The 19,456-nt window shown below is 71.6% G+C and carries 14 protein-coding genes; 4 read left to right on the forward strand and 10 right to left on the reverse strand.

Going from position 1 to position 19,456, the window contains the following annotated elements:
• Positions 1-72: 72 nt before the first annotated feature.
• The 3 genes from D7318_RS09840 to ligD form a co-directional block, all read right to left on the reverse strand.
• Positions 73-1,761 (reverse strand): ABC transporter substrate-binding protein, encoded by a 1,689-nt coding sequence (locus D7318_RS09840; RefSeq protein WP_120696518.1) that lies wholly within the window; start codon positions 1,759-1,761, stop codon positions 73-75.
• Between the two features lie 64 nt (positions 1,762-1,825).
• Positions 1,826-2,827 (reverse strand): LacI family DNA-binding transcriptional regulator, encoded by a 1,002-nt coding sequence (locus D7318_RS09845; RefSeq protein WP_120696519.1) that lies wholly within the window; start codon positions 2,825-2,827, stop codon positions 1,826-1,828.
• 790 nt (positions 2,828-3,617) lie between these two features.
• Positions 3,618-4,535, reverse strand: a complete 918-nt coding sequence (gene ligD, locus D7318_RS09850) for a non-homologous end-joining DNA ligase (protein WP_120696520.1) — start codon at positions 4,533-4,535, stop codon at positions 3,618-3,620.
• Positions 4,536-4,673: 138 nt separating this feature from the next.
• On the opposite strand from ligD, the gene D7318_RS09855 reads away from it, so the two are divergent.
• The 3 genes from D7318_RS09855 (at position 4,674) to D7318_RS09865 (ending at position 8,378) form a co-directional block, all read left to right on the forward strand.
• Entirely contained in the window at positions 4,674-5,216 is a 543-nt protein-coding gene (locus tag D7318_RS09855) for a type 1 glutamine amidotransferase domain-containing protein (protein WP_120696521.1), read from the forward strand.
• A gap of 2 nt (positions 5,217-5,218) precedes the next feature.
• Positions 5,219-6,388 carry a baeRF2 domain-containing protein gene (locus D7318_RS09860; protein WP_120696522.1) on the forward strand — a complete coding sequence of 390 codons (1,170 nt, stop codon included), beginning with the start codon at positions 5,219-5,221 and terminating at the stop codon, positions 6,386-6,388.
• Between the two features lie 136 nt (positions 6,389-6,524).
• Positions 6,525-8,378, forward strand: a complete 1,854-nt coding sequence (locus D7318_RS09865; protein ID WP_120696523.1) for a transketolase — start codon at positions 6,525-6,527, stop codon at positions 8,376-8,378.
• A 58-nt stretch (positions 8,379-8,436) separates the two neighbouring features.
• Here D7318_RS09865 and D7318_RS09870 read toward each other — a convergent pair whose 3' ends face one another.
• Positions 8,437-8,799, reverse strand: a complete 363-nt coding sequence (locus tag D7318_RS09870) for a tetratricopeptide repeat protein (RefSeq protein ID WP_120696524.1) — start codon at positions 8,797-8,799, stop codon at positions 8,437-8,439.
• 180 nt (positions 8,800-8,979) lie between these two features.
• Here D7318_RS09870 and D7318_RS09875 point away from each other — a divergent pair, with 180 nt between their 5' ends.
• On the forward strand, positions 8,980-10,404 hold the full coding sequence (locus D7318_RS09875) for an MFS transporter (protein ID WP_120696525.1): 1,425 nt from the start codon (positions 8,980-8,982) through the stop codon (positions 10,402-10,404).
• Here D7318_RS09875 and D7318_RS09880 read toward each other — a convergent pair.
• From D7318_RS09880 to D7318_RS09905, 6 genes are all read right to left on the reverse strand, one after another.
• Positions 10,393-11,253, reverse strand: a complete 861-nt coding sequence (locus D7318_RS09880) for a LacI family DNA-binding transcriptional regulator (RefSeq protein WP_120696526.1) — start codon at positions 11,251-11,253, stop codon at positions 10,393-10,395. The two genes, D7318_RS09875 and D7318_RS09880, sit on opposite strands and share 12 nt — an antisense overlap.
• 11 nt (positions 11,254-11,264) lie before the next feature.
• Positions 11,265-13,754: a glycoside hydrolase family 2 protein gene (locus tag D7318_RS09885; protein WP_120696527.1), complete on the reverse strand. Its 2,490-nt coding sequence runs from the start codon at positions 13,752-13,754 to the stop codon at positions 11,265-11,267.
• A 151-nt stretch (positions 13,755-13,905) separates the two neighbouring features.
• On the reverse strand, positions 13,906-14,835 hold the full coding sequence (locus D7318_RS09890; protein ID WP_120696528.1) for an ABC transporter ATP-binding protein: 930 nt from the start codon (positions 14,833-14,835) through the stop codon (positions 13,906-13,908).
• Positions 14,832-16,727, reverse strand: coding sequence for a dipeptide/oligopeptide/nickel ABC transporter permease/ATP-binding protein (locus tag D7318_RS09895; RefSeq protein WP_120696529.1), 1,896 nt, complete (start codon positions 16,725-16,727; stop codon positions 14,832-14,834). The genes D7318_RS09890 and D7318_RS09895 overlap by 4 nt, the downstream gene beginning before the upstream one ends.
• A 19-nt stretch (positions 16,728-16,746) precedes the next feature.
• Positions 16,747-17,736: an ABC transporter permease gene (locus D7318_RS09900; RefSeq protein ID WP_120696530.1), complete on the reverse strand. Its 990-nt coding sequence runs from the start codon at positions 17,734-17,736 to the stop codon at positions 16,747-16,749.
• Between the two features lie 9 nt (positions 17,737-17,745).
• Positions 17,746-19,383 (reverse strand): ABC transporter substrate-binding protein, encoded by a 1,638-nt coding sequence (locus D7318_RS09905; RefSeq protein ID WP_230423586.1) that lies wholly within the window; start codon positions 19,381-19,383, stop codon positions 17,746-17,748.
• Positions 19,384-19,456 lie beyond the last annotated feature (73 nt).

The following is a 19,456-nucleotide window of genomic DNA, read 5'->3' on the forward strand; positions in this document are numbered from 1 at the left end:
CGCCCCCGCCGCGGCAGGCGCGGGGATGAGGTGCGGCGGGGGCGGGCGGGCGGGGAACCGGCTGCGCCGGCGTCAGTCGGCCGCGTTGGCCGGCTCGAGGTTCAGCACGACGTCGAGCGCGCCGCGCTGGGTGGGCTGCGGAGCCGCGTACGGGTCCTCCTCGGTCGGCCAGCCGACCCAGTTCTTCTCGCTGTACTCGGCGCCGATCGGACCCGCGACGGTCGGGATCATCGGCACCTCGTCGACGAGGATGCGCTGGAGGGTGTACAGGGCCTCGGTGCGGGTCTCCTCGTCCGTGGCCTCGGCGTAGTCGCGAAGGGCCTGGTCGGCCTCCTCGCTCTGGAAGCGGCCGAAGTTGCCCGCGGGGGACGCCTCGCCGATCGGCTTGTAGTTCGCCCCGTCCATGATGTGCTGGTACATGTCGTACGGGGTGGCGCCGGTGTTGGTCCAGTGCAGCGTGGCGTCGAAGCCACCGGCGTTGACGGCGTTGGTCCAGGCGTCGACGGTCTGCGTCTCGACGGTCGCCTCGATGCCGATCTCGGCCAGGTTGTCGGAGATGATCGACAGGGCGGTCAGGTAGTCGGACCAGCCGGCGGGGTCGATCAGGGTCAGGGAAACGGCCTCGCCCTCGGGGGTGTTGAGGGTGTTCCCGTCGAACTGGTACCCGGCCTCCTCGAGCAGCGCGCGGGCCCCGTCCACGTCGCGCTCCTGGGTCGCGTCCTGGAACTCGGGCGCCAGGAACGACTCACCGGCGGGCAGCGGCAGGCCCGTGGGGTTCTCCAGGGCGGGGTAGAGGCCCGCGTGCGCCTGCTCGTGGATGGCCTGGCGGTCGATCACCATGCCCATGGCGCGCCGCAGCTCGGGGTCGTCGAACGGCTCGCGCTCGTTGTTGATCCAGAGGCCGTGGATGCCGAGGCCCGTGGGGAACCACAGCTTGTGGTTGTCCGGGTCCCGGTTGATGAAGACGTTCTCATAGTCCGGCATGAAGACGAACGACCACTCGCTGTCGCCGTTGGCCAGGGCGGTGGTCTGCGCGTTGTTGTCGTTGTACGACGTGTAGCGCAGCTCCTCGACGGCCGGGAGGTCCTGCCAGTAGGCGTCGCGGCGGGTCAGCGTCACCGTCTGCGGGGTGAAGCTCTCCAGCACGTACGGGCCCGTGCCGACCGGCTCCTGGTTCTCGAACGTCTCCGGCACGCCGACCTCGGACCATATGTGCTGGGGCACGATGTACGTGTCCAGGATCCGGTTCTGGTTGACGAACTGCGACGCGCCGAACGAGATGGTGACGGTGTCGCCCTCGAGGACGACCTCCTCGTAGGGGATCCCGGCCGTGTTGAGCGCGTCATTGTTCATCAGGAGATCGAACGTGAACTCCACGTCCTCGGCGCTGAACTCCTCGTCGTCCGACCAGGTCGGGCCGTCCTGGATGGTGAACGAGACCTGCCGGTAGTCCTCCGACCACTCCCACGCCGAGGCCAGCCACGGCTTGGGCTCCGAGTCGGGCACGACGACGTTCGTCATGGCCAGCGGCTCGTAGATCATGGCCCGGTAGCCGAGCGAGGCCCCGGCCGAGGTGTCGAGGAAGGGGTTGCTGTTGTTGGCCTGGGGGCCGTTGGGCATGCCGACGTTCAGCACACCGGTGCCGCCGCTCCCCGGCCCCTCGGGCCCTGACGAGCCGGAGCAGCCGGCCAGGACCGCGAGGCTGAGCAGGGCACTCCCTGCGGTCAACAACGTGCGGCGCGATCGCGCGCGGACTCTCATGGGGTAACTCCAGAAGGTCTGTTCTCGTGGACAACGGTGTGGTCGAACTCGGCGGGGGGACCCGTCATCCGGGGGCGGAGAGGCGGATGACGAACTCGGTGGGCAGAACGGTCGGACCCGCCTCGAGCGGAACGACTCCGCCGAGGTGGTCGAGCATCCTTCGGGCGGCCGCGACCCCCATGGCCCGCATCGGCTGACGGACCGTGGTGAGAGGCGGCTCGGTGTAGGCGGCGATCGGTATGTCGTCGAACCCGATCACGGCGACGTCGTCGGGCACCCTGCGCCCGGCCGAGCGCAGGGCGTGGAGCGCGCCGGTGGCGCTCAGGTCGTTGTGCGCGAAGACCGAGTCGAACGCGACGCCCTCGGAGAGCGCGCGCTCGATGACGGTCTGGCCGCAGCGGACGGTGAAGTCGCCCTCCGCCACGCGCGACACGGGCTGGGTGACCCCGTGTTCGCGCAGCACCCCGACGAAGCCGGTGAGCCGGTCCTGGACACAGCCGAAGTGCCGGGGCCCGGTGATGACGAGCGGGGCCCGGCGCCCGGTGGTGAGCAGGTGGGACGCCGCGGCGGCGGCACCCTCGGCGTTGGTGGTGGAGACCGAGGGGAAGTCGGGGCGCTGGCCGCGGTCGTCGACCAGGACCATGGGCAGGCCCTGGCGGTGCAGGGCCGCGATGGAACGCAGCGTGTTCTCCGGCTCGATGACCAGCACGCCGTCGAAGGCGCGCGCGGACACCTGACTGGTGAACTGGGCCATCGACACCTCACCGCGGTTGCAGGTGAAGAGGAGCAGCCCGTACCCGGCCGCCTCGACGGTGTCGGCGACGCCCTGGAGCACCTCGCCGACCCAGGGCCAGGTCAGCGAGGGGACGAGCATGGCGAGGGTGCGGCTGTGGCCGCGGGCCAGGCCGACGGCGCGTGAGCTCGGCACATAGCCGAGCTCGGCTATGACGGCGCGGACCCGGTCCGCGGTCTCGGAGTCCACCTCACCCTTGCCGTTGAGCACGCGCGAGACGGTGGTCTTGCTGACCGCCGCGTTACGGGCGACATCGGCGATGGTGACTCGCATGGCGGCCTCCCCGGCACGCTGACCTGGCTGCCTCGCGACATACGGCGGCAGCGCCGACACCGGTTCCGGAACCGGTTCCGGCGGTGGTGCGTGGGAGTTAACCGCTCAGCACCTGAGGCGTCAATAGATCACACCAGATTCTTTTGAGAGCGCTCTACTCGGGGATTTGGCTTCAAGTAGTGAAGTGATAAATCCTTTTACTTGGTCTGACCAGGGGGAAACGTGCCCTGCGGGCGGCTTGGCGACGGCGGCCACCGGCTGGACGCCCTCCCGCTCGCCGTCGGCCGGTTGGCCTGTTTCGTGGTGGGTGCGGGTCAGTGATGGCACCTACGTCGTTCACCGCGCGCACGGTGAGCTTATGGAGCGGGCCCGCCGAGCTTTATGCCCCGCTTACGCGAGGCCGGGGTCTCTCTTGAAACGGCGCACACTTCGTGTTGAACAGAACGTGCCCCGTTTGAAAAGAGCATCCGCCCCGGTATAAGCCGCGGATAAGCACCGGCCCGCTACCTGAGCTCAACGTGCGCCAGGCTTGAAAACGCTTCGGGCGGCCAGGGCAGGCCCGAAGGGTGCGCGCTACCTCAGCCGACCACCGGCCAGGCGGCCGCCAACTACGGACGCGGCCGCGCCCGTTCGGCGAACGGTCCCAGCCCACAACGAAATCGACCGGTGACCGGGACGGCCGGTCACCCGACGCCCCCTCCCCCGTAGGTGCCAAGCTCTGACCCGCACCCACCGCGAAAGCAGAGGTCGGCCGACGGCGAACGGGAGGACGTCCAGCCCGTAGCCGCCGTCAAACCCTCTTCCTCAACTCCCGCTCCGCCCGCCGAGCGGAACGCCGCATCCGATGGAGCGACGGCCACGGATCCCCGCGCGACTCCAGGCGGGAAGGCAGCGTCGTGAGCGTGAAGTCGCGAGGCCCTACGCCGTCGTCGAGCTCGTCCCACGCCAGCGGCGTGGCCACCGGCGCGTGGGGGCGGGCCCTGACCGCGTAGGGGGCGACGGACGTCTGGGCGAACGCGTTGCGCTGGACATCCAGGTAGAGGCGGTCGCCGCGGCGGTTCTTGCGGACCTCCGTCGTCAGGCGGTCCGGGTGGCGCCCCGCCATCACCTCCGCGACCTCGCGCGCGAACGCGCGCACCGTGTCGAAGTCCGCCGAGCCGTCCAACGGCACCAGCACGTGCACGCCGCGCGAGCCGGTCGTCATCACCAGTGGTTTGAGGCCGATTTCGGCCAGCAGCTCGCGCAACTCCCCCGCCGTCTCGCGCACCAGCGCGAAGTCCTCGTCCGGCGGGTCGAGATCGAAGATCATCCGGTCGGGGCGGTCCAGGTGGTCCGCGCGGCTGAGCCACAGGTGCGGGGTCAGGCACGCCTGGTTGGCGAGATAGGCCAGCGTGGCCGTGTCGTCGCACACCGTCATGTCGAGGCTGCCGCCCTCCTTGGGCACCCGCTCGCGGTGGATCCAGTCGGGGAAGTACGGCGGCACCTTCTTGTGGAAGAACGACTTGCCGCGGTACCCGTCGGGGTAGCGCTCCATCGCCAGCGGCCGCCCCCTGAGGTGCTTGAGCATCGGGCCCGCCACCGACCGGTAGTAGTCGACCAGGTCGCCCTTGGTGATGCCGTCCTCGGGGAACAGCTCCTTGCCGGGGCGGGTCACGTCGACGCGCCTGCCGTCGACCGTGATCTCTCGGTGTCCACCTCGTGCGCTCATGACCGCCCACGGGTTCCCGCCGGGGTCCGACGGGAAACGCCGCGCCGTCGGGTTTCCGCCCGCGCCCCGCCGGTTACCCGGGGCCTGAGCCGAGAGTTTCCCGGCACACGAAGTTTCCTGACACACGAGGTGAAGCGCATGCGTATCGCATTCCTGATGGCACCCGAGGGCGTGGAGCAGATCGAGCTCACCGAGCCCTGGGAGGCGGTCTCGGAGACCGGCGAGACCCCGCAGCTCATCTCCACCGAGCCGGGCGAGATCCAGGCGTTCGACCACCTGACGCCCGCCAAGACGTTCCCGGTGGACGCCACCGTGGACCAGGTGTCGGTGGACGACTTCGAGGCCCTCGTGCTGCCGGGCGGCGTCGCCAACCCCGACGCGCTGCGCATCGACCCGCGGGCCGTCGCGTTCGTGCGCGGCTTCTTCGACGCGGGCAAGCCGGTCGCGGCGATCTGTCACGCGCCCTGGACGCTGATCGAGGCCGACGTCGTGGACGGCAGGACGCTGACCTCGTGGCCCAGCCTGGAGACGGACCTCGCCAACGCGGGCGCCCACTGGGTCGACGAGCAGGTGCACATCGACAAGGACGGCCTCAACACCCTGGTCACCAGCCGGAAGCCGGCCGACCTGCGGTACTTCAACGAGGCGATGCTGAGCGAGTTCGGGAAGGTCAACGCCTGATCATGGAACTGGGATTCCTCAACCCGCTGCTGCACCGGCCAGGGCCATGGGCCTCGGCCTACATGGACACATCGGCCGTCGCGGAGGACGCCGTGGCGGTGCGGGAGCTCCAGGCGCGCGACGCATGCGAGCGACTGGCGGAGACGGGGGCCGACGAGGCGACCTGCCGGGCGGTGTTCGACACGCTCAGCGGTGTCACGCGCGAGGACGCGGGGCAGGCCGTGTTCGCCACGGACGGCGAGACGGTGCTCCGGGTGCCGCTCTCGGTGCCGCCGCCCTCACCGGCGCTGACCAGCTGGGGCGCGCTGCCGCGCATCGCCCCGCTGCTCGACTACGGCGAGCGGGAGCCGACGTGCCTCGTCGCGTTCGTCGACCGCAGGGGCGCCGACCTCCAGCTGCGCGGCACCCACGGCAGGCCGCGGCCCGCCGGGCACGTGGAAGGCGACCGGCAGTGGCCCATCCACCGCACCGGCAGGGCGGACTGGTCCGAGCGCCACTTCCAGTTCGCCGTGGAGAACACCTGGGAGCAGAACGCCGCCCGCATCGCCGAGACCCTGGCCGCGGACGCCGAGGCGTCCCACGCCGAGCTGCTCGTGCTCGCCGGTGACCCGCGCGAGCGGCGTTCGGTGCACGAGCGACTGCCCGAGCCGCTGCGGGAGATCACCGTCGAGTCCGAGCACGGCGGGCGCGCGGCCGGGACCAAGGACAACCGGCTCGACGCGGACGTGGAACGCGCCCGCAGCGAGCAGGCCAGGTCCCGCGCCGAGGAGACGCTCGACCGCTTCCGCGCCGGGCGTTCGATCGCGGGCGACGGCATCGACGCGGCCGAGGGGCTGCCCGCGCTGGTGGACGCCGCGCGCGAGCACCGGATCTCCTCGCTCCTGATGCGGCCCGACGGGCCCGACCTGCACCGCGACGTGTGGGTCGGCGACGAGCCCGACCAGGTGTCGGTGCGGAAGTCCGACGCGCAGTACCTGGGCGCCACCATGCCCGCCGCGGCCCGCGCCGACGACGCCCTGCTGCGCTCGGCCGCCGCCAACGGCGCCGACGTCGTCGCCCTGCCCCCGGCGGACGGCGACCCGCGCGAGGTGCCGGTGGGCGGGCTCGGCGCCCTGCTGCGCTGGCCGTTCGGCGAGGGCAACCCGGGCGGTGGCATCCGCCCAGGGCGTTAGGCCGCCCCGGGCGAACGCCGCCCGCCTGGCCTCCCCCGCGCCACCGCGGGGGGAGGCCCTTCCGGCCGTTAGGCGGCGGGCGGCCTGGGTACCCGCGCACCGAGATCCGCCCCGGAGGCCGACGCAGGAGGCAGGAATGACCACAGACCAGTACCTGGCCGAACTCGGGCAGCAGCTCCGCGTGGACGCCGTCCGGATGACGGGGCACGCCGGGTCGGGGCACGCGACGTCGTCGATGTCGGCCGCCGATCTCATGGCCGTGCTGATGGCCCGTCACCTGCGGTACGACTTCGACTGGCCCAACCACCCGGGCAACGACCACCTGATCCTCTCCAAGGGGCACGCCTCGCCGCTGCTCTACGCCGCGTACAAGGCGGCAGGGGTGCTCAGCGACGAGGAGTTGATGACCTACCGCACCCTGGGCAGCAGGCTCGAGGGCCACCCCACGCCCAGGCTGCCGTGGGTCGACGTGGCGACCGGCTCGCTCGGGCAGGGCCTGCCGATCGGCGTCGGCATCGCGCTCGCGGGCAAGCGCCTCGACGAGATGCCCTACCGGGTGTGGGTCATGTGCGGCGACAGCGAGCTGGCCGAGGGCTCGATGTGGGAGGCGTTCGAGCACGCGGGCTACGAGCGCCTCGACAACCTGACCCTCATCGCCGACATCAACCGCCTCGGCCAGCGCGGGCCCACCCGGCACGGGTGGGACCTGGACGCCTACGCCCGCCGCGCGGACGCGTTCGGCTGGCACGTCGTCCAGGTCGACGGGCACGACCCCGCGGCCGTCGACGCCGCCTACCGGGAGGCCCTCGGCGTCACCGACCGGCCCACGGTCGTCCTGGCCCGCACCGTCAAGGGCAGGGGCGTGGCCGCGGTGGCCGACAAGGAGGGCAAGCACGGGAAGCCCGTGCCCGACCCCGAAGCGGCGGTCGAGGAGCTCGGCGGGGCGCGCTCGCTGCGCGTCGAGGTCGAGCGCCCGGCCGCGACGACCGCGCCCCGGCAGGCGCACGGCGTCCACACGGACCTGCCGCGTTACGAGGTCGGCGACACGGTGGCCACCAGGAACGCCTATGGCGAGGCGCTGGCCGCGGTGGGCCGCGACCGGGACGACGTGGTGGCGCTCGACGGCGAGGTGAGCGACTCGACGCGGTCGCAGTTCTTCGCCGATGAGCACCCGGGGCGCTTCTTCGAGTGCTACATCGCCGAGCAGGAGATGGTCGCGTCGGCCGTCGGGATGCAGGTGCGCGGGTGGACGCCGTTCGTCTCGACGTTCGCCGCGTTCCTCAGCAGGGCACACGACTTCCTGCGCATGGCCGCGATCGGCCGGGCCTCGCTGAGCCTCGCGGGCTCGCACGCGGGCGTGGCCATCGGCGAGGACGGCCCGTCGCAGATGGGACTCGAGGACCTGGCGATGTTCAGGGCGCTGCACGGCAGCACGGTGCTCGCGCCGTGCGACGCCAACCAGACGGCCAGGCTGACGGCCGCGATGGCGGACGGCGGCGGGATCCGCTACCTGCGCACCGGGCGCGGCGGGAGCCGGGTGATCTACGGGCCCGACGAGGAGTTCACGGTGGGCGGCAGCAAGGTGCTGCGGCGCTCCTCGCGGGACCGGCTGACGATCGTGGCGGCCGGGGTGACGGTGCACGAGGCGCTGCGCGCGGCGGACGAGCTGGCCGAGGGCGGCACGGCGGTGCGGGTCATCGACCTGTACTCGGTCAAGCCGGTGGACGCGCACACGCTGCTCGAGGCCGCGGAGGAGACCGGCTGCCTGCTGACCGTGGAGGACCACAGGCCGGAGGGCGGCCTGGGCGACGCGGTGCTCGACGCGTTCACCGACGGCAGGCCCGCGCCGCGGCTGATACGGCTCGCGGTGGACGCGATGCCGGGCTCGGCGACCGAGGCCGAGCAGCTGGAGGAGGCGGGGATCAACGCCTCCGCCATCGTGACGGCCGTGCGCCGTCAGGTGTCGGACGTGTCGGCGACGGCAGCCTGAACGATCCCGCCCGCGGCGCGCCCGGCGGCGGCGCGGGCCGTGGCGAGGCGGACGCCGGTCAGGGCTCGAAGCGGGCGGCGGCCCGGTACTCGGGGCGGGGGTCGAGCGCGGCGGCAAGCCGGAAGTGGCGCATGGCCTCGCCCTCGCGGCCCGCCCGCTCCAGGGTGCGGGCCAGCGCGAAGTGGGCGAACGAGTTGTCCGGCTCGCGCTCGAGGACCAGCTGGAACTCGAGCTCGGCCGAGCGCAGCTGGGCGGCGAGGAAGAACGCACGGGCGCGCAGCAGCCGGGCCGAGGTGTTCTCGGGGTGGGCGGTGATCAGCGGGTCGAGCAGCTTGAGGGCACCCCGCGGGTCGCGGGCGTTGAGCAGCTGCTCGGCCGCGCGATAGGCGATGACATGGGTCTCGGGTGTGGAGTCGGGCACGGAACCTCCTCGTGGCACAGGGGTGGCGGTCGGCACGTCTCCCAGGGTGGCCCCAACGCTCGCGGCGCGGGCCCCTATTCCCCCGGGTATTTTCCTCCGGTGTTCCCTGTGGGATGCCCGTGGTCCGCCCGGGCTACCCGCGGAGCGCCCCCCTGACCTCGCCGCTAGGCTTCGGCGGAGATGCCGGACATCGATGCCCTCAGCCGCCCGCGCCGCCTTCTGGTGCTGTCGATCTGCTGCATGAGCCTGCTGATCGTCAGCCTGGACGTGACCGCGCTCAATGTGGCGCTGCCCTCGCTCCAAAGGGAGTTGGGCGCGGATGTCTCGGGACTCCAGTGGACCGTGGACATCTACACGGTGGTGCTGGCGTCGTTCCTGCTGCTGTCGGGCTCGACCGCGGACCGGGTGGGGCGGCGGCGGGTGTTCAAGACCGGGCTCGTCCTCTTCGTCGCCGGGTCGCTGCTGTGCGCGCTCGCGCCGAGCCTCGGCTGGCTGATCGCCTTCCGCGCGTTCCAGGCGATCGGCGGCTCGATGCTCAACCCCGTGGCGATGTCGATCATCACCAACACGTTCAGGGACCCCAAGGAGCTGGCCCGCGCGATCGGCGTGTGGGGCGGGGTGGTCGGCATCTCGATGGCGCTCGGCCCGATCCTGGGCGGCGCGCTCGTGGCGTCGTTCGGCTGGCGGGCGATCTTCTGGCTCAACCTCCCGATCGGCCTCGCCGCCCTCCTCCTCACCGCCCGCTATGTCCCCGAGTCGTGCGCGGCCCACCCGCGGCGCCTCGACGTCGTGGGGCAGCTGCTGGTGATCGTGCTGCTCGGCTCGCTGACGTTCGGCATCATCGAGGGCGGCCACGACGGGTGGGGTTCGCCGCTGCTGCTGATCTGCTTCGGCATCGCGATCGCGGCGCTCGCCTGCCTGCTGTGGTACGAGCCGAGGCGCCGGGAGCCGCTGCTCGAGCTGCGCTTCTTCCGCAGCGCGCCGTTCAGCGGGGCGTTCGCCATAGCGCTCGCGGCGTTCGCCGGCCTGGGGGGCTTCCTCTTCCTCAACACGCTCTACCTCCAGAACGAGCGCGGGCTCGGCGCGTTCGACGCGGGGCTGCACCTGCTGCCGATGGCGGCGATGACGCTGGTCTTCGCGCCGCTGTCCGGCTATCTGGTGAGCCATGTCGGGCCGCGCCTGCCGGTGCTGCTCTCCGGGGTGGCGATCACGGCGGGTGGCGTGCTGCTGACGGGCCTGACCGAGGACACGTCGCTGGCGTATCTGTTCACCGCCTATGTGACCTTCGGCATCGGGTTCGGCCTGGTGAACGCGCCCATCACCAACACGGCCGTGACCGGGATGCCGCGCAGCCGGTCCGGGGTGGCCGCGGGCATCGCGTCGACCGGGCGGCAGGTCGGCTCCGCGCTGGGCGTGGCGGTGGTGGGCACCGTGCTCGCCACGGGCTCGCGGGACACGGGGTGGTGGGTGCTCGCGGGCTGCGGTGTACTCGTGCTGGTCTTCGGCGCGCTCACCACGGGGCGCTGGGCGCGGCGCACGGCCGAGTCGGCCATGGCGCGGATCGCCGAGGAGGACGCGGCCGAGCCCGCGCGCTCAGCCGGGTGACGGCGGCCCTTCGGGGGCCCGCGCGGTGGTGCCGCGCGGGGTGAACCTGGCGGGCGGGGAGCGGCGGGCCGTGACCGGGCCGCCGTCGATCAGCTCGAGCACGGTCTCGGCGACCATGACGCCGAACCGGTGGACGTCCACGCTCATGGTGGAGAGCGGGGGCGAGGCCAGGCGGCACATCGTGGAGTCGTCCCAGGCCAGCAGGGACAGCTGGTCCGGCACGGCGATGCCCAGGTCCTTGGCGACGCCGAGCCCGGCGACGGCCATCACGTCGTTGTCGTAGAGGATCGCCGTCGGGCGCCCGGGGCGGCGCAGCAGCTGGGCGGTGAGTCTGGTGCCCGCCTCGGCGGAGTAGTCGCCCTCGACGAGCACGGGCTCGATGCCGACCGCCGCGCAGCCCGCGGCCAGCGCCTCGGTCCTGGCCATGGTGTGCACGAGGTCGGCGGGCCCTGTGACGCGGGCGATGCGGCGGTGGCCGAGGGCGAGCAGCTCGCCGAGCGCCTCGCGGACCGGGGCGGCGTTGTCGGTGGCGACCACGGGCAGGTCGGGGCCGCCGTCCCAGGCGCCCACGAACACGGCGGGCAGGCCGAGCCCGGCGAGCACGCCGGGGCGGCGGTCGTCGAGGGTCAGGTTGACCACGACGACCGCGTCCACCAGGCCGCGCTCGGCCCACCGCCGGTGGGTGGCGATCTCCTCGTCGTGCGTGGCGACGACGTGGAGCAGCACGGAGAGGCGGCGCTCGGCGAGCCGTTCCTCGATCCCGGCGATGAACTCCATGAAGAACGGCTCGACCCCGAGCAGCCTGGCGGGCCGGGCGAGGACGAGCCCGATGGCCTCCGTTCCGCTCACCGAGGCTCCGCTCACCGAGTCGCTCTCCGGGGCGCGTGGAGGGCGTTGGCGCTGCGCAGCACGAGCGGCGCGGTGAACGACGCGGGGTCGACGCGCGCGTCGGTGTGGACGGTGAACGTGTGGGTCTCGCCCGGCAGCAGCGGCACCAGCATGTCGTCCACCCGCGCGTCGGGCGCCACCCGGTCGGCCAGGATCGCGACGTCGTGGGCGAACGACGTGGCGGTGACGTCGATCCGGTATCCGCCGGGCACGGCGACCGCCTCGGCGGTCAGCGCGTCCGGGTCGTACGCCAGGTCGCGGTCCTCGGCGAACAGCTGGACCGCCCTGGCCCCGTCCGTGGTGGCCACCAGCACCTCCCGTGCCGCGTCCGCGGGCTTGACCAGCGAATCGGACAGATCGAGCTCGGCGACGGAGCGCGCCGAGACGTCGAGGGAGATCGTAGCGCTGTCCAGCACCTCTCCGCCGAACGACCGGCGGCGCAGCAGGAGTTGGCCGTGCCAGGGGTCGTCGGTGTCGTTGACCGCGAGCAGCGCGGTGCGGCCCTCCCTCGGCTGGAACGTCAGCAGGCGGGGGGCGAAGGCGTGGCGCAGCCCGTACCACAGGGGCTTGGGCCGCTCGTCGCCGTCCACCGCGGCCCACGAGGTGACGGGCCAGCAGTCGTTCAGCTGCCAGACCAGGGCGCCCGCGGTGCGGGGCCACCAGGAGCGGAAGTGCTCGATGCCGAAGGCGACGGCGCGGGCCTGGTTGAGCTGGGTGGCCCAGTGCCACTCCTCGAAGTCGCGGGGCTCCGGCAGGTGGGGGGCGAGCCCTCGGTCGAGCTTGCCGTTGCCGTCCTCGGCCTTCTGGTGGAGCAGGAACGCGGGCGATGTGGGGCTCAGCGGCTCGTCGTGGATCCACGCGGACAGGGTGGCGCGGGTGGGCGGGCCCTGGAAGCCGAACTCCGAGCAGAACCGCGGGATGTGGTCGCGGTAGGTGGTGAAGTCGAGGCGGTTCCAGACGCCCCACTCGTGGCGGGTGCCGTGGTCCTGGTCGTTGGGGTGCTTGTCCTCGGGGGCGAAGCGCGGGCTGTAGGGGCTGCCGTCGGCGTAGGCGCGGGTGGGGTCGAGCTCGGCGACGACGCGCGGGAACAGCTCGGTGTAGTAGCCGAGTCCCCAGGTGCGCCCGTCGAGCCGCTCCTGCCAGCCCCAGTCCATCCAGCCCCAGAGGTTCTCGTTGCCGCCGTTCCACAGGGCGAGGGAGGGGTGGGGGGTCAGCCGGGCGACGTTCTCCCTGGCCTCGGCCTCGAACTCGTCCCAGAACGGGGCCTCTTCGGGGTAGGCGGCGCAGGCGAGGAGGAAGTCCTGCCAGACGAGGACGCCGCGCTCGTCGCAGATGTCGTAGAAGTCGTCGGACTCGTAGATGCCGCCGCCCCAGACGCGCAGCATGTTCATGTGGGCGCCGAGCGCCTGGTCGACGCGGCGCTCGAGGCGCTCGCGCGTGACGCGGGTGAGGAAGTGGTCGTCGGGGATCCAGTTGGCGCCCTTGGCGAAGATCGGCTTGCCGTTGACGACGAAGGTGAACGGGGTGCCGATGGCGTCGGGGGTGGTGTCCACGGTGACGGTGCGGAAGCCGATGCGGCGGGCGTAGGTGTCGAGCGGCTCGGGGTCCTTTGCGCCCAGGGTCACCGCGAGGTCGTAGAGCGGCTGGTCGCCGTGGCCCACGGGCCACCACAGGCGGGCGTCGGGGACCTCGACGGTGACGGTGGCGGTGGTGGCGCCCGCCGGGACGGTGACCTCGGCCCGGCGGCCCGCGACCTCGGCGGTCAGGGTCAGCTCGGTGTCATCGCCGAGCCCGGAGCGTTCGAGCACGGCGTGCACCTCGGCGCGCCCCGTGCCGTCGTCGGCCACGGTGACCAGGGGCCGCACCTCGGCGAGCCGCGCGCTGCGCCAGCGTTCGAGGCGCACGGGCTTCCAGATGCCTGCGGTCTGGAGGTCGGGGCCCCAGTCCCAGCCGAAGCTGCACGCCATCTTGCGGACCATGTTCATGGGGTGGTCGTACGCGCGGGGGCGGGCGCCGAGGCGCTCCTGCATCTCCTCGGCGTACTCGATGGCGGGGCGGAAGGCGACGGCCAGGTCGGCGGGGGCGCCGTCGAGCAGGGCGCGGACGTCGAAGCGGTGGGAGCGGTGCATGTTGGCCGTGGTGCCGAGCGCGTGGCCGCCCCACTCGACGGTGGCGACGGTGTCGAGCCCTTCGAAGACGAGGTCGACGCGCTCGTCGTCGGCGGGCGCGGCGGCGAGGTCGGCGGGCACGGTGGTGGCGTAGCGCCAGTGGGTGCGGTGCGCCCAGACCAGCTCCTCCTCGACCCGGTCGAGGTAGGGGTCGGGGATGAGGCCCGCGGCCAGCAGGTCGAGGTGGGCGCTGCCGGGGACCTGGGCGGGGACCGTGCGGCCCGCGATGTCCTCGGGGACCGGCCCGGCAGTCGCCGTCAGGTGCCAACCGTCGTGCACGGCGTGACGGATCATGGTGGAACACTCCCTGGGATCGTCTGCTCGGACCGGGGTGGATTGTTATGCAACCGAATAAAGTAAGTAAGGACGCCTCTCGACCGGGACTCGGGCGCACACGCACGCGGCGTGTGCGCCCGTTTCTCACGATCCGCGGGAGGGCCCTCGGTCAGCCGCGGCGGGTCCCCGCGGGGTCGGCCAGGGCCTTGGCGATGGGCGCCGCCTTGCCGAACGGGCGCCACTCGCCCGCGTAGTGGTCATACGTCCTGGTCAGGTCCTCCTGGCTGATCGCGCCCGGCGACTCGGCCAGCGAGCGGCCCCGCTCGTCGGGGTTGGGCGCGGCGGCGGCCAGCAGCTTCGTGTAGGAGTGCCGGGGGTGGAGGATCACGTCGTCGGCCGGTCCGCGTTCCACGACATGCCCCCGGTACATCACCAGGATGTCGTCGGAGAAGTGCCGCGCGGTGGCGAGGTCGTGGGTGATGTAGAGGACGGCGAGGTCGTCCTCGCGCTGGAGCCTGGCCAGCAGGTTGAGCACGCCGAGCCTGATGGAGACGTCGAGCATCGAGACGGGCTCGTCGGCCACGACCACCTGCGCGCCCGGCGCGAGCGCCCGCGCGATCGCCACGCGCTGGCGCTGCCCGCCCGACAGCTCGTGCGGGCGGCGCGGCGCCATGGTGTCGGCGGGCGTGAGGTTGACGCGTTCGAGGAGCTGCTCGACCTGCCGCCTGGTGTCGTCCGCGCCCTTCGCCCTGCCGTGCAGGCGCAGCGGGCGGGCCAGGTGGTGCTCGATGGTGTGGAAGGGGTTGAGCGAGGCGAACGGGTCCTGGAAGACCATCTGCACATGATCGCGGTACTCGCGGTCGGAGACCGGCGTCCCGTCGTCCTTGAGCGCCACGATCTCGCCGCCGGTGGGGCGTTCGAGCCGGGCGATCATCTTGGCCACGGTGGACTTGCCCGAGCCCGACTCCCCCACGAGCGCCACGGTGCGGCCAGGGGTGAGGGTGAACGACACATGGTCGACGGCGCGCAGCGTGGAGCGCCGCAGGCCCGAGCGGATCGGGTAGTCCTTGACGAGGTCGCGGACCTCGAGTGCGGTCATCGCGGGGTCCTCTCGCCGGTGCGGATGAACGCGCCCCGCTCGCCGGTCAGGCTCGGGAACGATTCGAGGAGCTGCCGGGTGTAGGGGTGCGTGGGGTTGTCGTAGATCTGGTCCGCCTCGGCGTACTCGACGATCTCGCCCGCGCGCATCACCGCGATGCGGTCGCTCAGCTCGAGCAGCATCGGCAGGTCGTGGGTGATGAAGACGACGGCGAAGCCCAGCTCGTCGCGGAGCCTGATGATCTCGCGGAGGATGCCGCGCTGCACCACCACGTCGAGCGCGGTGGTGGGTTCGTCCATGATCATGACCTGGGGGTCGAGCAGCATCGCCATGGCGATCATGACGCGCTGCCGCATGCCGCCCGACAGCTCGTGCGGGAAGGAGCCGAGGCGCGCGGGGTCGACGCCGACGAGGTGGAGCACCTCCTCGCAGCGGGCGCGGCGTTCGGCCCTCGGCATGTCGGGGCGGTGGGTGGTGAGGACGTCGTCGAGCTGCTCGTTGATGGTGATCACGGGGTTGAGCGAGTTCATCGCGCCCTGGAAGACCATCGAGAGCTTGGCCCAGCGGAAGCGCCGCAGCTCCTCGTCGCCCAGCGTCAGCAGGTCGAGGTCGCCGCCGTCCCTGTCGTGGAACGTCACGCTGCCTGAGGCCACTTCGGCGGGCGGCCGGTGCAGGCGGTTGATCGCGTAGGCCAGCGTCGTCTTGCCGGAGCCCGACTCCCCCGCGAGGCCCAGGATCTCGCCGCGGCCCAGGGTGATCGAGACGTCCTTGACCGCGTGCACCGGCTGGGCGGTGCGGTAGACCACGTTGAGGTCCTTGACGGTCAGGACGGCGTCGCGGCGCTTCTCGACGCGCACGACGCCCGGCGCCGCGGGAGCCTCGGCGGCCGCGCCCTCGATGGGCACGGGCGCGACGGCGACCTCGATGGCCTCGGCGGCGTCGCCCTTGGGCGGCTTCGGGACGCGGAGCTTGGGGTTGATGATCTCGTCGATGCTGAAGTTGATCAGCGCGAGGCCGCAGCCGAAGAGGGCGATCACGGCGCCCGGCGGCACGAACCACCACCACGCCTCGTTCTGGAGGGCGAAGCCGTTCTGGGCGAAGTAGAGCATCGTGCCCAGGGTCTGGGAGCCCGAGGCGCCGAGGCCGAGGAACGACAGGCCCGCCTCGGCGAGGATGCCCGCGATGATCGCGAAGACGAACTGCGAGGCCAGCAGCGGCAGAAGGTTCGGCAGGATCTCCACCGAGACGACGCGCCAGCGCTTCTCGCCCGCGACGCGCGCCGCGGCGACATAGTCGCGGTTGCGCAGCGAGAGGGTCTGGGCGCGCAGCACGCGGGCGGAGGCGGCCCAGCTGGTGATCGCGAGCACCAGGCCGATGGTCCACCAGCCGCGGTCCTGCACGGGCACGAACCCCGCGATGACGATCACCAGCGGCAGGCCAGGGATGACCAGCATGACGTTGGAGAAGAGGGAGAAGCCCTCGTCGATCGCGCCGCCCACATAGCCGCCGATGATGCCGAAGACGGCCGAGAGCAGGGTGGCGAGGACGCCGACCAGCAGGCCGATCTGGAGCGATCCCCGGGTGGCGTGGGCGAGTTGGGCGAAGACGTCCTGGCCGGTCTGGGTGGTGCCGAGCCAGAAGTCGCCGCTCGGCGAGGTCATGCCCATGCTGTCGATGGCGTTGGGGTCGCCCACGAGCATCGGCCCGAAGAGGCCGAACAGGCCGATGCCGAGGACCAGGACAAGCCCTGTGGCGAGCTTGGGCGACCACGTGGGCACCAGGGCGCGCATGCCGCTGGCGCGTGGGCGCCGCCCTGGCGACGGGTCGGGGTCGGGCCCCGCGAGCGGAGCGCCCTCGTCGGCGCTGCCGGTGAGCGGGCTGAGATTGGTCACGGTGCCTGCTCCTTCCTGGTCAGTTCTCGACCCGGGTGCGGGGATCGATGAGGCCGTACAGCAGGTCGACGATCAGGTTGGCGCCGAGCACCGCGATCGTGATCACCAGGAAGATCCCCTGCATCAGGGCGTAGTCGCTGTTCTCCACGGCCTGGAGGAGCTTGGAGCCGATGCCGGGGTAGGAGAAGACCTGTTCGGTGACGATGGATCCGGAGACCACGAAGCCCAGGGAGATGGCGAACCCCGCGACCGAGGGCAGCACGGCGTTGCGCGCGGCGTAACGGGTCATGATCCGCCGGTTGCGCAGGCCCTTCGCCTGGGCGGTGAGGATGTAGTCCTCGGACATGGTCGAGACCATCATGTTGCGCATGCCGAGCAGCCAGCCGCCGACGGAGGAGACCACGATGGTCAGCGCCGGCAGGAAGCCGTGGTACACGGCGGAGTTGATGAACTCGTAGTTCCAGCCGGTCGCCAGGGCGACGTCGTACCCGCCGCTGCGCGGGAACCAGCCGAGCGACGACGAGAACACGAGCGCGAAGATCAGCGCGAGCCAGAAGTACGGCACGGCCGAGAGCACGGTGGTGGCCGGGACCAGGGAGTCGAGCCAGGAGCCCCGCTTCCAGCCCACCACCGTGCCGAGCACTACGCCCACCAGGAACGACAGCAGGGTGGCGATGCCGACCAGCACGATCGTCCAGGACAGGGACTGCGAGATGACCTCGGTGACCGGGGCGGGGAAGGCGCTGACGGACACGCCGAGCTCGCCCCTGAACATGTTGCCGAGGTACTCGGCGTACTGCTGGAACAGCGGATCACCGGTGTCGGCGCCGAGCAGCAGCTCGTAGGACCTGCGGACGTCGGGCCCGACCGAGCCGCCACGCTGCTGGAGCTTGATCAGCAGCGTGTCGACCGGGTTGCCCGGCATCATTCGTGGAATGAGGAAGTTCAGGGTCAGCGCCGCCCAGAGGGCGACGAGATAGAACCCGAGCTTCCGGGCGTAGTACCTCATCGGACTGTGTCACTCACCGGCCGGCTTGAGGTTGAGGTAGATCTGCGACTGGTCGGGCCTCTGCCAGACGGCCGGGTACGCGTACAGGTTCACATCCGTGGGCCAGCCGGTGAACTTCTCGGCGTTGAACTGGCTGGTGGTACCGCCGGTCAGCACCGGGATGTAGGGCATGTCCCGCTCGAGCGCGGCCTGGATGGTGTCGTAGTACGGCTGCCGCGCGTCGGCGTCGTCGGGGTCGATCTGCGCGAGCTGGGAGATGGCCTCGTCCACGTCGGCGTTCTCGTACCGCGCGAAGTTGGGGTTGGCGGTCTCGCCGACCGGGGCGGTGTTGGCGCTGTTGAAGAAGTTGTTGTACACGAAGTACGGGTCGGGCAGCGGGCCCGGGTAGAGCGAGTCGATCATCAGCTGGAAGTCGCCGCGGCCTCGGGAGTCCGACATCTCGTTGAACGAGACCTGGTTGACGGTCAGCTCGATCCCGGCCTCGCGCACCTGCTCGGCCAGGGTGTTGACGGCCGTGATGTGGTCGGTCCAGCCGGCGACCGCCGTGATGGTCAGGGAGACCTTCTGGCCGTCCCTGGCGTAGATGCCGTCGTCGCCCTGGCGGTAGCCCGCGTTCTCCAGGACCTCCTGGGCGCGGTCCACGTCGGCCGTCATCAGCGCGGTCTGGTTCTCCAGGTCGGCCGAGACGTAGCCGGCGTCGCGCTCGGGGAGGGCGAATCCGGGCGAGATCTCGCTCGCGGTGTTCTGGAACGCCAGCGAGTTGAGCTGCTCACGGTCCATCGCCCAGTAGATCGCCTGCCGCACGGCCGGGTCGGTCTGCGGGCCCTCGCAGCCGAGGTCGGCGCTCGAGCACGTGTTGAGCGCGATCTGGAAGGCGTAGGCCGTGATGCTCTTGTACCCGGGGTAGTCGGACTCGGTGTTCGCGATGTCCGGCACGGGCCCGGTGTTCCAGTCGATGTCGCCGCCCGACAGGGCGTCGGCGGCGGCCTGGTTGCCCGAGAGCGCCGTGTAGCGGACGTTCTTGAGCGTCGGCTCGCCGCCCCAGTAGTCGGCGTTGGCGGTCAGCGTGAACGCCTGCGGCCTGAAGTCGGAGAGTGTGAACGGGCCGGTGCCGACGGGCTCGGCGTTCGTGTTCGTCGCCGGGTCGTCCATCTCCCCCCAGATGTGCTCGGGCACGATCCAGGTCTTGCCCAACAGGTCGGCCACCCTCATGTAGGCGGGCTCGGGGAAGGTGACAAGCACCTCGGCGGGGCTGACGACCTCGACATCGCCGTTGAAGCCCTGGGTGTTGAGGGCGTCGTGCTCCTTGAGCATGTTGAAGGTGAACGCGACGTCGTCGGCGCTGAACTCCTCGCCGTCCGACCAGGTGACCCCCTCGCGGACGGTGATCGACAGCTCGGTGCCGTCGTCGTTCCACGCGTACTCGGTGCCGAGGCGCGGCTGCGGGTCGTCCTGCCGGGCGATGTTGAAGAAGAACAGCGGCTCGAAGATGGTGCCGTCGCCCTCGTTCCTCCCCGGCAGATACGGGTTGAAGTTCCGCTGATAGTCCGTGGCCTGCCCGGTGTAGACGATCAGGGTGTCGCTGTCCGTGCTCGAACCGCCTCCGCCCGAACCTCCGCAGCCGGCGGCGACCAGCCCTATGGACACCGCTCCTATCGCCGCATTTCTTACGCGCCGCCACCTTGCGTGCAAGGACATGTACGTTCCTCTCTTGGCCTGC

The sequence above is a fragment of the Streptomyces radicis genome (assembly GCF_003626575.1).
Taxonomy (GTDB): domain Bacteria; phylum Actinomycetota; class Actinomycetes; order Streptomycetales; family Streptomycetaceae; genus Streptomyces; species Streptomyces radicis.